We start from the raw sequence: 13,368 nt of genomic DNA, 5'->3' as shown, positions 1-13,368 counted from the left end.
ATGGACACTGAACGCAAAGTTGAACAACAAGCTGGTGAACAAACACTGGAATCCAGCGAATTTGCCAGCCTGTTAAATCAGGAAATCAGGCCTAAATCCGATCAAGCTCGGGAAGAAGTGGAGAATGCGGTTCAGACTCTAGCTGAACAAGCACTTGCTTCATCCGTTACCGTTTCAGCAGATGTGACCATCACCATCCGCGAGATGATCGCTGAAATTGATAAGCGTCTTACTGAGCAGGTCAACCAAATCATTCACAATGAAGAGTTCCAGAAGCTGGAAGGCGCGTGGCGTGGATTGCATTATCTGATAAACAACACTGAAACCGACGAAATGCTGAAAATCAGAGTAATGAATGTGTCGAAAAAAGACCTTCATAAAACCCTGAAGAAATACAAAGGCACTGCCTGGGACCAAAGCCCTTTCTTCAAAAAGCTATACGAGGAAGAGTATGGGCAATTCGGTGGTGAGCCCTACGGTTGCTTAGTGGGTGACTATCACTTTGACCAAAGCCCACAGGATGTAGAGCTTCTGGGCGAAATGGCAAAAATCAGCGCATCAATACATGCTCCATTTATTGCTGGTGCAAATCCTAGCGTGATGCAGATGGACTCCTGGCAGGAACTGAGTAACCCTCGCGATCTGACCAAGATATTCCAGACACCGGAATACGCTGCCTGGAACTCATTGCGTGATTCAGACGATTCCAAATATATCTGTCTGGCCATGCCTCGTTATCTGTCCCGTCTTCCATATGGTTCTAAAACCGAACCCGTTGAAGAGTTCGATTTTGAAGAAGACACCGCCAACGGCGATCACAACAGATACACCTGGTCAAATGCCGCTTACGCAATGGCCGTAAACATCAACCGTTCATTTAAAGAGTATGGTTGGTGCTCACGTATTCGCGGTATCGAATCCGGTGGTGCGGTAGAAGGTTTACCTGCACACACCTTCCCTACCGACGATGGTGGTGTGGATATGAAATGCCCTACCGAAATTGCCATCAGTGACCGTCGCGAAGCGGAACTTGCGAAGAGTGGCTTTATGCCACTGATTCATAAGAAAAACACGGATTTTGCCGCTTTTATTGGTGCGCAGACACTGCAAAGACCAGCGGTTTATGATGATCCGGACGCTACCGCTAACGCAAATCTGGCGGCAAGACTTCCGTATCTGTTTGCCACCTGCCGTTTCGCTCACTACCTGAAATGTATTGTGCGCGACAAAGTAGGCTCCTTCAAAGAACGCAAGGAAATGCAGCGCTGGTTGCAAGACTGGATTCTTCAGTACGTAGACGGTGATCCTGAGCATTCCTCAGAAACCACGAAAGCGGAACACCCACTTGCAGCAGCTGAAGTTGTTGTTGAAGAGATTGAAGGTAATCCTGGTTACTACAGCTCCAAGTTCTTCCTTCGCCCTCATTACCAGTTAGAAGGATTGACTGTGTCACTCAGGCTTGTTTCTAAACTACCTTCAGCTAAAGGAGGCGCATAACCATTAACACCAAACTTACTGACATTAAAGGAATTAAATAATCAGGAGACTTGTTATGGCATTAGATATGTTCCTTATTTTAGACGAAATAAAAGGTGAAGCTCAGGACGATGTCCATGGGGATACGATCGATGTTCTGTCCTGGAACTGGGGCATGTCCCAGTCTGGTAGTTTTCATTCCGGTGGCGGTGGTGGAGCCGGTAAAGTTACCGTTCAGGATATTACTGTCACTAAATGGATTGATAAATCCAGTCCTGTACTGCTGAAGTACTGTTCAAATGGCGATCACTTTGAGGAAGCAAAACTCATTGTTCGAAAAGCAGGTAAAAAACCACTTGAATACCTGACTATCTCAATGAAAAAGGTACTGATTAAGGCGGTTTCAACCGGTGGTAGTGGTGGCGAAGATAAATTGACAGAAAACGTCACTCTTCACTTCAAAAAAGTGAAAGTTGATTATCAGGCTCAGGACGCCGACGGCAACAAAGATGGTGGTGCAATTACTTACGTTTGGGATATTGCTTCCAACGCTGAGAAAGAGTAACTGCAGACTAATTCGTTACGGAGCATATACCTATGAGCGCGCAACAAACACTGAATGAAGGTCGCCTGCATGAAGCCCTTTCAAAGCTTCAGGGTCAGGTGAGAAAAGATCCGTCAAAGGCAGAGTATCGTACTTTCCTGTTCCAACTATTAGCTGTATTGGGACAATGGGATCGTGCTACCAACCAGCTTGAAGTCGTTGGAGAGCTTGATGCCGGGACATTGGCTATGGTGAAAACCTACCAGACAGCGATTCAATGTGAAGTCTTTCGTCAGCAAGTGTTTAAAGGTGAGCACTCGCCACTTATCTTTGGTAAACCACCAAAGTGGATGGCACTGCAACTTGAAGCACTGCGCCTCACGGGTAACGCTCAGTATAAGCAGTCACAATCAGTAAGAAACCAAGCCTTTGACAATGCACCGGTCACAGGCGGATACATTAATGGCCAGCCCTTTGAGTGGCTGGCTGATGCGGATCCCCGCATCGGACCAGTGCTTGAAGCCATTATAAACGGTCAATACTACTGGATTCCGCTAGAGCATATACGCTCAGTTCAAATCGATGAACCCTCAGATTTAAGAGATATTGTCTGGATGCCAGCTCATTTCCGCTGGAGTAATGGCGGTGAAATAGTAGGCCTGATCCCGACCCGCTATCCTGGCTCTGAATTAAGCGATGATCCACAAATACAGATGGCGAGAAAGACAGAATGGCTTGATATGGGTGATGAGCTTTTTATCGGTATGGGGCAACGCATGCTTACAACGGATGAGAAAGATCATTCTCTGATGGATATCAGAGAGATAACACTGAATACCGAAGATGAATCTGAACAGGACATAAACGAGAGTTAAAAGGAGTTTTAACTTGGCAGAATTAACCACAAAGGACCGTCTGCAACCTTCCCTGTTGGACAGACTCGTTGACGATGCACCGGATAAAAAATATGAGTCCCGGGACCAACGAGTGCTTTCTTCGCAAAAACTGCGTGAGGGTGTAATGCGCGATCTAAGCTGGTTATTGAATACTGTTAATCTGGCTTCTGTTCAGGACTTATCCGCTTACCCTCATGTGGCAGATTCGGTACTTAACTTTGGTATGCCAGACTTGGCAGGACACACTGCATCGACGGTTGATGTCCATGCTATGCAGCGCCTGCTTCGTGATTCCATTCTTACCTATGAGCCAAGGTTAAACAGGCGAACTCTAAAAGTTAAGTTAAAGCTTGATAAAAGAGAGATGAGCCATAATACCCTGAGCTTTGATATCGAAGGAGAATTATGGGCTCAACCTCTACCCCTTCGAATGTATATGAAAACCGAAATCGACCTGGAAATCGGTCAGGTTAAAGTATCTGACTACAGTGGCAGGAGGTAGTGCTATATGAATCCTCAACTGCTTACCTACTACAATCAGGAGCTGCAATATATTAAAGAAATGGGTGCAGAGTTTGCCGAAGAATTTCCTAAGATTGCCGGACGCCTAGGGCTGGACAATTTTGAGTGCGCCGACCCTTACGTTGAAAGACTTCTGGAAGGCTTTGCCTTTCTGGCCGCGCGTGTTCAACTCAAACTGGATGCTCAGTTTCCGGACTTTACTCAGCACCTGCTGCAAACTGTCTATCCGCACTATCTGTGCCCGACGCCCTCAATGACTGTGGTGCAAATGCAACCCGATCTTAGTGAAGCCGGGCTGGCTGAAGGAATGCCTGTTCCCAGAAACAGCCAGTTAAAAGGGCTAATGGGGAAAAATGAACAGACAGCCTGTGAATACCGTACCGCCCATGAACTGACTTTATGGCCTCTAAAAGTCACTGAAGTGAATTATCTCACCACGCTGGTCGGTACTAAAATAAAAGAGATGCCGGGTACTAAGGCTGCCATTCACCTTCGTCTTAAAACCACCGCCGGATTAACTTTCGATAAGCTAACGCTGGATAAACTTCCTCTGTATCTATCCGGTGTGGATTCGGTTCCCATGCACTTATATGAGCAACTACTGGGAAACTGTATTTCCGTCGTAGTACGGCCAACGGCACACACTGCCACATGGTGTGAAACTCTGGAATCTAAAGCAGTTCAGACAAAAGGTTTTATTGAAGAAGAGGCACTGCTTCCGCGAACACCCCGCTCTTTTGAAGGCTATCGATTGCTGCATGAATATTTCTCCTTCCCTGAGCGTTTTATGTTTATTGAGTTGACCGGACTGGAAAAAGCGGTAAAACGCTGTGAACACGATGAGCTGGATATCTATTTTCTTCTGAGTCAGCAGGATAACTATCTTGAAAAACGGACTACAGCCGATAACTTCAGGCTGTTCTGCACACCGGCGATTAACCTTTTCCCTAAGCACTGCGACCGGGTCCAGCTCAATCATAAAGAGCATGATTTGCATCTGGTACCTGACCGGACCAGACCGATGGATTTTGAAGTTTATTCCATCGGTGAAGTGACCGGATACGGCAGCGAAAAAGGCAAGGGCCAGGAGTTTTTGCCACTTTACGGAGCCCGGAATCAGGCAGGCCAGCACCCGAATTTAGCCTTTTACAGTCAGATAAGAGAGCCGCGCCAGCTCTCATCAAAGCAGCAACGGGAAGGGCCTCGTTCAGGCTATATCGGCAGCGAAGTTTATATCAGCCTGGTGGATGGCAGAGATGCCCCCTACCGCTCTGATCTTCGCCAAATCGGCACTTATACCCTGTGCACCAACCGGGATCTGCCCCTGCATATGCCGGTTGGCAAAGGAGAGACCGACTTTACCCTAAGCGACGTACCAGTGGTGGAATCGGTTCGCTGTATTGCCGGACCAAGTAAACCCAAACCCGCCTGGCCAAAAGGGGAAAGCAGTTGGCGGCTGATTAACCATCTTTCACTGAATTACCTCTCTCTGACCGATTCCGACGAGCAGCAAGGCGCAAGCAGCCTTCGTGAACTTCTTGCCCTATACGGCAATGTCTCAGAGCTGTCAGTGAAAAAACAGATAGAGGGCGTGCGAAATATTCAATGCAACCCGGTAATTAAACGAATTCCGGTTCCCGGCCCGATTGCACTAGGACGCGGACAAGAGATTCAGCTGACCTTCGACGAGGATGCCTTTGTGGGAAGCGGCGTATTTCTGCTGGGAGCCATTCTGGAGCAGTTTTTTGCCAGATACGCCTCAATCAATTCATTTACCCAAACCGTTATCTGCACCACAGAGCGGGGAGAGATCATGCGATGGCCATTACGGACCGGGAAGCGGCACGTACTTTAGAGCTGTATCAAGAGTTGCAGCAATCGCCTTATCAGTTCGATTTTTACCGGGCTTTAAGGGCGCTTGAGTGTGCGCATCATGACTATCCGCGCATAGGAGAATCCCTGCGCCCTGCGGAAGATCCGGTCAGGTTTGGGCAAGAGCCCTCCAGCATCTTTGCACCATCAAGTATCGCGGAGTTTTCACCCGGCGAAGAAGGAACAAAACCACGCCTGACTTCACTGCACTTTGGCCTGTTTGGTCCTAATGGCCCTATGCCACTGCATCTGACCGAGTTTGTCAGAGACAGGCAGAAAAACTCTGAGGACTTAACTCTCACCCGCTTCGCCGATCTGTTTCATCACAGAATGTTTTCGCTGTTCTACCGGGCGTGGGCCAATACTCAGCCTGCCATCAGCATAGACCGTCCGGATGAAGACAGGTTTGCAAACTATATCGGTGCCACCTTCGGCAGTGGCTCAGCCACATTTGCTTCCCGTGATGCCATGCCAGATTGTGCCAAACGTTACTTCTCTGGCTGGCTGTCCGGTCAAACCCATAGCGCTGACGGATTAGAAGCCATTTTAGAAGAGTACTTAAGGCTTCCGGTTTTAGTGGAACAGTTTATCGGTCACTGGATGGATATTCCGCCTGAAGGTCAGTTAAGGCTGGGAGAGACACCGGAAACCGGTGCTCTGGGCACTACATCCACAATCGGTGCAAAGGTATGGGACAGGCAAAACAAGTTCCGCATCTCTGTGGGACCGCTAAACCAAAATCAGTATACCGACCTGCTGCCAGGTGGTCAGGGATTAAAACGCCTGATCTCAGTAGTAAAGAATTACATTGGCGATGAAATGAGCTGGGATCTCCGGTTTGTTCTCAGAAAAGAAGAGATTGTTGCCATGAAACTAGGAGACAACAGCACTTCAGGCACAGAAGGAAGGCTGGGCTGGACCTCCTGGAGTAAAAGTGACAACTCGGAAAATTTTGATACCAGCGACATAGTAATCAACCCGTTCGCGGCATCGCATTAACACAGAATTATCGAAAAAGGAGACAAGGATGGCTGAAATTAATCGTGTTGCTCTGTTTGGCAAACTAAATCAGATTGGATACAAATCTATCGAAAGTGCCACTGTCTTTTGTAAGATGCGCGGAAACCCTTATGTGGAACTGGTGCACTGGATACATCAGATTATCCAGCTTGCCGATTCCGATCTGCTGCGGATTATTAATCACTTTGAGATCAATAATTCCCGGCTGGCAAAAGATATTACCGACCATCTGGACCGTCTGCCAAGGGGCTCGACCTCTATAACCGATCTCTCTTCCTATATCGAAGAAACCGTCGAAAGAAGCTGGCTCTATTCCACTCTGATGTTTGGTGAATCTCAGATCCGTACCGGTTATCTGATGGTGGGCATTCTAAAAACCAAACGGCTCACCAACGCGCTACGAGCCATTTCCACTGAGTTCGATAAAATCAAACTGGAAGAGCTGACAGATAAATTTGACGATATTGTTGGCGGCTCACCGGAAGATCATATGGCCGCCAACGATGGCTTCCAGGTTGGCGGTGGTGCCGTACCGGGTGAAGCCAGTGGTGCAACCTCTCCGGCTCAGATGGGCAAACAGGAAGCTCTGCAACAGTTTACCGTAGACCTTACTGAAGAAGCACGAAGCGGTAAGATGGACCCGATTGTTGGCCGCGATGAAGAGATCCGCCAAATCACAGATATCCTGATGCGCCGCCGTCAGAATAACCCGATACTGACCGGTGAAGCGGGCGTGGGTAAAACCGCCGTTGTGGAAGGCTTTGCCCAGCGCATTGTGAAAGGCGACGTACCTCCGCCACTTCAGGGCGTGACCCTGCGTTCTCTGGATGTTGGCCTGCTTCAGGCCGGTGCCAGCATGAAAGGCGAGTTTGAAAACCGCCTTCGTCAGGTGATTGAAGAGGTTCAGTCTTCTGAAAAGCCAATTATCCTGTTTATCGATGAAGCCCATACCCTGATTGGTGCCGGTGGCGCTGCAGGTACCGGTGATGCAGCAAACCTGCTAAAACCGGCTCTTGCACGCGGTACACTGCGCACCATCGCAGCGACCACCTGGGCGGAATATAAAAAGTATATTGAAAAAGATCCTGCCCTCACCCGCCGGTTCCAGGTGATTCAGGTACCAGAGCCAACTGAAGATAAAGCCATTCTTATGATGCGCGGCGTTGCCTCCACCATGGAAAAACACCATAAAGTACAGGTGCTGGATGAAGCGTTAGAAGCAGCGGTTAAACTTTCCCATCGCTATATCCCGGCCCGTCAGTTGCCGGACAAATCCGTCAGCCTGCTGGATACTGCCAGTGCCCGTGTTGCTATCAGCCATGGCGCGGTTCCTGCGTCCATTGATGATTCCAGAAAACGGATAATGGCACTGGAAACAGAGCTGAAAATTATCCACAAAGAGAAAGATGTTGGCGTAGATATTAAAGAGAGAGAAAGCAATGCCACCGAAAGCTTAGCCAGCGAACAATCAAGGCTGGCAGAGCTAGAAGCACAATGGGAGAAAGAGAAAGCTCTGGTTGATCAAATACTGGCGCTGAGAACCAGACTGGGTACTCATAGCGACAAAGCAGAGCAGCCAGAGGCTGAGCCTGAAGAAACTGAACCCGCTGCTGAAATTGAATCCGTTGCGGAGCAGACTCAGGAACTGAGCGGGGTCGATCGCGAACAGGCCCTGACAGAACTGCAAAGCCTTCAGGATGAACTGATGACACTTCAGGGCGAAAATCCGCTGATTCTGCCATGCGTCGACGCTACCGCAGTGGGCACTGTGGTTCAGGACTGGACCGGTATTCCGGTCGGCCGCATGGTGAAAAATGAAGTGGAAACCGTACTGAATCTGGCCGACATTATGGAGCAGCGGATTATCGGTCAGCGCCATGCACTGGATATGATCGCCCGCCGCATCCAGACCTCGCGCGCAGGCATGGATAATCCGAATAAACCAATCGGCGTCTTTATGCTGGCCGGTAGCTCAGGTGTGGGTAAAACCGAAACCGCACTGGCGCTTGCCGAAGCCCTTTATGGCGGTGAAGAGAACGTAATCACTATCAATATGAGTGAGTATCAGGAATCCCATACCGTCTCTACTTTGAAAGGTTCACCTCCGGGTTATGTGGGCTATGGCGAAGGCGGCGTACTCACTGAAGCGGTTCGCAGACGACCTTACAGCATTGTTCTGCTCGATGAAGTAGAAAAAGCGCACCCTGATGTGCATGAACTCTTCTTCCAGGTATTCGATAAAGGATGGATGGAAGATGGTGAAGGCCGGGTAATCGATTTTAAAAACACACTGATTCTGCTGACCACTAACGCCGGTACGGATCTGATTATGAACATGTGTAAAGACCCGGAACTGATGCCGGAGCCAGAAGGCATCGCTAAAGCATTGCGCGAGCCACTACTTAAAGTGTTCCCGCCAGCACTACTGGGCCGCCTGGTTACTATTCCATTCTACCCACTAACTGATGAAGTTCTTAGCCTGATAGCAAAACTTCAACTCAAGCGCATAGAGAAACGTGTGGTGGAAAATCACAAGATTCCGTTCAGCTATGATGATGCTGTCGTTGAGCTAATCGTAAATCGCTGTACCGAGCTGGATAGTGGCGGACGTATGATCGACTCCATTCTTACCAATACTGTTTTACCTGCTGTCAGTGAAGAGCTGCTGAAATGTATGGTAGAAGGTAAAGCAGTTGAGAAGGTACATGTTGGGGTTACAGACCAAGAGTTTGTTTATAAGTTTGACTAACCGAATTAAATTTATCCTATTAAAGGAGGACACATTATGCCTTTGGATATGAGTTCATTTTTAATCTCACCGTTCAACCAGTCTAATGTTCTGGATACTGACTACAATCCGGAGTCAGCAAGTGGTGCCTGCCATATGTTTTCACTGAAATGGTTGTCGGAAATCATGGCGAACAAGAGTCAGGGTGCCGCAACCCGCATGGACACTATGCGACGAGAAGCCAAAAGCGTTCAGGTTATGTATGGCGTATTTGGTAAGCGCTGGGTTCGTGAAGGAGGACGTTATGCTGATGTAGGTATGGCGAAAATGCTTGGTGTTGAGGTTTTCGATTTTAAAACTCCAAGCAGTTTTGCAGATGTAGCCAGCCAGGTTCGAAGTACATCACGCACAGGATTTGTATACAGCTTCTGGTTTAATGATGGTGGCGCACACAGTATCGCAGTCTATCGTTCAGGGAAATCTTTCTGGGGGACTGGTCATATCTACGTATTTGACCCAAATTTCGGAGAGTATTATATGAAACGGTCCGTATTCGTTAACTGGCTCAGACAGGCAATGGATAGCGCTTATGCAGGATACGGCGGTATCGAAAGCCATCAGTTACGCTACGTTAAAAAATACCAGTCAGCTGGCAGTGCTTTGGGTGGTTTCTCGTACACATAATGAACTTCTGACAGGAAAAACAAAATTACGATATTTTTATTGGTACCTATAATTTAGTTAACATCTGTAACTGACCGGGGAAGCTAATGAAAACCAAAATAAAAGTCATAAGCTACAAAAAACAACCACCCGATTCACCAATCGAAGCAGAGATTGGTGAATCCGGGGGCACTTTAGGGCGCGCAGCTGCAAACACCTGCGTCCTCCCCGACCCTGACCGTTTTATCTCAGGCAAACACGCCGCTATCTCCTACAAAAGCGGTAAGTTCTATGTCACTGATACCAGCACCAACGGCCTGTTTTTTGAAGGTGATATCAATCCGCTCGGACGTGACCGCAGTGTGGAGTTAGCCGACGGACAAAGACTGGTTGTTGGTGACTATATTCTGCAAATAAGCATTGAAGATGACCCGCTCGAAATGGGCAGCTCGCCATTTGGTTCTCCGGCTCAGCAGTCCCAGACCAACTTCTTTGAAAAAGAACCGGAAAGCAGAGACGACTTTTTCAATCAGCCCGTTGAACAGAGCATACCGCCGTGGCAGTCCGATGAGCCAGCAAGCAATTCAGGTGGCAGCGACTTTTTCACTTCCCCCCCTACTCCGGATTTCGGCGAACCTGAACCCTCAGGAAATGACTTTTTTGCCTCAGACAGCGATCTTTTAGCCGACGCCAGTAAAGAGGAATTTACCGGAGCCTCTGAGCCGGACAACGTCCCCGCCGAAAACCAGTTTTTCAGCGCACCAAACAGCATTCCGGAAGACTGGGATATTCTTTCTGACAGCGAACCGGAAGTCGCCACTGAACCACCACCTCAGCCTGAACCTGTCTTCCAGCCAGAACCTGTAGCACAAACTGAACGGCAGGTCGCTGCACCACCGGAGCCGGTAGCCACACCACCACCAGCACAGGAAACCGCCCCGCAAAGCTTTGCGATACCAAACCCCGGAGCATCGAAACCCCGAACTCAGGTTCATGCCACAAACGGAGGTAATGGCAGCGCTTCTATGCAGTCCTTACTAAGGGGAGCCAGAATTGAGCAACTGAACATTCCGGAAACCAGCTCTGAACAGGTGCTGGAAACTTCAGGCGAACTGCTTCGTGACTCACTGGATGGCTTGATGCAGATGCTAAGAGCACGGGCAGAAGTAAAAAGCGAATTCCGTATGGAACAAACGACTATCCGCGCAGTGGAAAACAATCCGCTTAAATTCTCTGTCACCGTAGATGAAGCGCTCAGACAGATGCTGATGCCGACCAGCAGCGCTTATCTGCCGCCAAAAGAAGCCATGCATGAAGCTCTGAATGATATCGAAGCCCACCAGCTTGCCATTATGGCAGGAGTGCAGGCTGCCTTATCCGCCATGCTAAAACGCTTTGAGCCGGAACAACTCAGAAACCAGTTTGACAAGAAAAGTGGCCGGGGCCTGCTTGAAACCAAGAAAGCATGGTACTGGGAGCAGTACGAAGACAAATACAAAGAGATCCTGACAGAAGCGGAGGACTCTTTTCAGGAACTGTTTGGCGAAGCTTTCTCCAAAGCCTATCAGGAGCAGGTGGAGAGGCTTTCCCGGTCACGAAAATAACAGACTGACGACGGCGGTTTTCTCAATGAAGAGAAAATCGCTAACAGTCTGATGTATATCAACGAAATAAGAGCGTGTTAAACACAGAGGTCGGTAAATAGCTCCTATACTTTTGAATTAGATAAGCCATAAAAAATGGAGATTTTTATGCAGTTACCCATCAGGATGTTTCGCATAGTACTGTCTCTGCTATTTGCCGGTCTGCTTCTCAGTGGCTGCGCAAGTACGTCTGTTCCCTTTAAGGCTGACTTTATCGGGTCAATTCATATGAACCCGAATATCAAAGGCGACCCTTCTCCCACCGTTGTTTATATCTATGAACTCGCCTCACCGACCACATTTGAATCCGGCAACTATTTTTCTCTTACCGACCCGGACAGTGGCGTGCTGGCCGACGATCTCCTCGGCTACAACGAAGTGATGCTGTTTCCCGGAAAAGAGTTGTCACTGGAGCAGAAGCTGCACCTCTCCACCCGTTATATCGGCTTTGTTGCCGCATTCCGGGATATCAATACCGCTCAGTGGCGCACCGTGGTTCCGGTAAAAGCAGGCTCATCAAACAAATTTATGGTCAGGATCAGTAAAGACGCCATCGAAGTTTCCAAGAAAACCATGGACCTTTCATTTGAAAAGGCAGACGAAATTAAAAAGAAAATCAAACCGGACGAAGAACTCAAGTTTGATTTTTAGGAGCAATAACCATTATGAGTTGGCGTAACAAAGTGATCTGGACGGAGGGAATGTTCCTGCGTCCGCAACATTTTCAGCAACATGACCGGCATCTTGAGCAGCTGCTGGAATCCCGCTGCGCACCAATGCGCCCCTACAGCTGGGGGATAAGCGAGCTGAGCATTACTCAGGATCTGCTGGCTCAGGAAAAACTCGCCATTGAAAGCTGCTCAGGAATTTTGCCGGACGGCACGCCATTTAATATCGGTGGTGAAGATCAGCCGCCGAAGGTGCTGACGGTTCCCGATAACACCAGAGATACTATTGTCTACCTCTGCCTTCCGGCAAGGCGCAAAGGACAAATAGAGGCTGACGCGAATGAAAAGCCTCAGATTCTGGCCCGTTATCTGCCGAGAGAGCAGGATGTCAGCGACAGCAATCATGGCTCTAACAGCGAAGCGGCCATTCTGACCGGCGAGCTCTGTCTGCACCTGATGCTGGAGCCTGAAGATCGCAGCGCCTTTGTTGAAATGCCTTTATGCCGGATTATCGAAAAGAAAGCCGATAAAACCGTGGTTCTGGATAAGGACTTTATCCCGCCGTGTCTGGATTGCTCCGCCGTTCCCAAAGTGCACGGTTATCTGGTTGAACTTCAGGGCATGCTAAAGCACAGAGCCGAAGCCATAGCTGGCCGGGTAACTGAATCCGGCCGAGGCGGCGCTGCAGAAATCGCCGATTTTATGATGCTTCAGGCAGTAAACCGGCTTGAGCCGCTCTTTACTCATCTGACTCTGGCCAGAGGCGTGCATCCGGAAGAGTTCTTCCGCATTGGTATTCAGATGGCCGGAGAACTGGCTACCTTTGCCAGACGCAATAAACGCCCTGAGGCTATGCCTGAATATCTGCATAACGATCTGAAAACCACATTCGATGGTTTGATGTCGTCGCTTCGTCAGTCTCTGAGCATGGTTCTGGAGCAAAACGCCATTCCTGTGGAAATTCAGGCCCGCAAATACGGTATCTATGTTGCGGTACTTGGCGACCATACACTGCTGGGCAGCGCCAATTTCGTACTGGCAGTAAACGCTCAGGTTTCCGCTGAAACCCTGCGAAGCCACTTCCCGACTCAGGTAAAAATCGGCCCTGTAGAACAGATTCGCCAACTGGTTAACCTTCAGCTTCCGGGCATCGCCATCAGGCCGCTTCCGGTGGCGCCAAGGCAGATCCCGTACCACGCCGGATTTAACTATTTCGAACTGGACCGTAACAGCGAACTCTGGAAACAACTCAGCACCTCCGGCGGATTTGCCTTCCATGCTGGCGGCGATTTCCCGGGGCTTGAGCTTGAGTTCTGGGCCATTAAGGGAGAATAAC

At 49.0% G+C, this 13,368-nt stretch carries 11 protein-coding genes; all 11 read left to right on the top strand.

Annotation, left to right across the window (positions count from 1 at the left end):
* The 11 genes from tssC (at position 1) to tssK (ending at position 13,367) form a co-directional block, all read left to right on the top strand.
* Positions 1 to 1,497 (top strand): type VI secretion system contractile sheath large subunit, encoded by a 1,497-nt coding sequence (gene tssC, locus L3Q72_RS06035; RefSeq protein ID WP_275131754.1) that lies wholly within the window; start codon positions 1 to 3, stop codon positions 1,495 to 1,497.
* Between the two features lie 55 nt (positions 1,498 to 1,552).
* Positions 1,553 to 2,041 (top strand): type VI secretion system tube protein Hcp, encoded by a 489-nt coding sequence (locus tag L3Q72_RS06030; RefSeq protein ID WP_275131753.1) that lies wholly within the window; start codon positions 1,553 to 1,555, stop codon positions 2,039 to 2,041.
* Between the two features lie 32 nt (positions 2,042 to 2,073).
* Entirely contained in the window at positions 2,074 to 2,895 is an 822-nt protein-coding gene (locus tag L3Q72_RS06025; RefSeq protein ID WP_275131752.1) for a type VI secretion system accessory protein TagJ, read from the top strand.
* A gap of 13 nt (positions 2,896 to 2,908) precedes the next feature.
* Positions 2,909 to 3,418 carry a type VI secretion system baseplate subunit TssE gene (gene tssE / locus L3Q72_RS06020; protein WP_275131751.1) on the top strand — a complete coding sequence of 170 codons (510 nt, stop codon included), beginning with the start codon at positions 2,909 to 2,911 and terminating at the stop codon, positions 3,416 to 3,418.
* A gap of 6 nt (positions 3,419 to 3,424) precedes the next feature.
* Positions 3,425 to 5,293, top strand: a complete 1,869-nt coding sequence (tssF, locus tag L3Q72_RS06015; RefSeq protein ID WP_275131750.1) for a type VI secretion system baseplate subunit TssF — start codon at positions 3,425 to 3,427, stop codon at positions 5,291 to 5,293.
* Positions 5,257 to 6,309, top strand: coding sequence for a type VI secretion system baseplate subunit TssG (gene tssG / locus L3Q72_RS06010; RefSeq protein ID WP_275131749.1), 1,053 nt, complete (start codon positions 5,257 to 5,259; stop codon positions 6,307 to 6,309). The genes tssF and tssG overlap by 37 nt, the downstream gene beginning before the upstream one ends.
* Positions 6,310 to 6,337: 28 nt before the next feature.
* Positions 6,338 to 9,079, top strand: a complete 2,742-nt coding sequence (gene tssH / locus L3Q72_RS06005; protein ID WP_275131748.1) for a type VI secretion system ATPase TssH — start codon at positions 6,338 to 6,340, stop codon at positions 9,077 to 9,079.
* Between the two features lie 36 nt (positions 9,080 to 9,115).
* Positions 9,116 to 9,742: a YopT-type cysteine protease domain-containing protein gene (locus L3Q72_RS06000; RefSeq protein ID WP_275131747.1), complete on the top strand. Its 627-nt coding sequence runs from the start codon at positions 9,116 to 9,118 to the stop codon at positions 9,740 to 9,742.
* Between the two features lie 86 nt (positions 9,743 to 9,828).
* Positions 9,829 to 11,325 carry a type VI secretion system-associated FHA domain protein TagH gene (gene tagH, locus L3Q72_RS05995; RefSeq protein ID WP_275131746.1) on the top strand — a complete coding sequence of 499 codons (1,497 nt, stop codon included), beginning with the start codon at positions 9,829 to 9,831 and terminating at the stop codon, positions 11,323 to 11,325.
* 147 nt (positions 11,326 to 11,472) lie between these two features.
* Complete coding sequence (tssJ, locus tag L3Q72_RS05990) at positions 11,473 to 12,015, top strand: type VI secretion system lipoprotein TssJ (protein ID WP_275131745.1); 543 nt, start codon at positions 11,473 to 11,475, stop codon at positions 12,013 to 12,015.
* A gap of 14 nt (positions 12,016 to 12,029) precedes the next feature.
* Positions 12,030 to 13,367 (top strand): type VI secretion system baseplate subunit TssK, encoded by a 1,338-nt coding sequence (gene tssK / locus L3Q72_RS05985; RefSeq protein ID WP_275131744.1) that lies wholly within the window; start codon positions 12,030 to 12,032, stop codon positions 13,365 to 13,367.
* Position 13,368: the final 1 nt, after the last annotated feature.

This window comes from Vibrio sp. JC009 (assembly GCF_029016485.1).
Lineage (GTDB): Bacteria > Pseudomonadota > Gammaproteobacteria > Enterobacterales > Vibrionaceae > Vibrio.
This window is presented reverse-complemented; position numbering and strand designations above follow the sequence as displayed.

Bases quoted from the DNA above. Each gene is read 5' to 3' on its own strand.
- tssC (WP_275131754.1), top strand. From the start codon at position 1: ATGGACACTGAACGCAAAGTTGAACAACAAGCTGGTGAACAAACACTG.
- L3Q72_RS06030 (WP_275131753.1), top strand. From the start codon at position 1,553: ATGGCATTAGATATGTTCCTTATTTTAGACGAAATAAAAGGTGAAGCT.
- L3Q72_RS06025 (WP_275131752.1), top strand. From the start codon at position 2,074: ATGAGCGCGCAACAAACACTGAATGAAGGTCGCCTGCATGAAGCCCTT.
- tssF (WP_275131750.1), top strand. From the start codon at position 3,425: ATGAATCCTCAACTGCTTACCTACTACAATCAGGAGCTGCAATATATT.
- tssG (WP_275131749.1), top strand. From the start codon at position 5,257: ATGGCCATTACGGACCGGGAAGCGGCACGTACTTTAGAGCTGTATCAA.
- tssH (WP_275131748.1), top strand. From the start codon at position 6,338: ATGGCTGAAATTAATCGTGTTGCTCTGTTTGGCAAACTAAATCAGATT.
- L3Q72_RS06000 (WP_275131747.1), top strand. From the start codon at position 9,116: ATGCCTTTGGATATGAGTTCATTTTTAATCTCACCGTTCAACCAGTCT.
- tagH (WP_275131746.1), top strand. From the start codon at position 9,829: ATGAAAACCAAAATAAAAGTCATAAGCTACAAAAAACAACCACCCGAT.
- tssJ (WP_275131745.1), top strand. From the start codon at position 11,473: ATGCAGTTACCCATCAGGATGTTTCGCATAGTACTGTCTCTGCTATTT.
- tssK (WP_275131744.1), top strand. From the start codon at position 12,030: ATGAGTTGGCGTAACAAAGTGATCTGGACGGAGGGAATGTTCCTGCGT.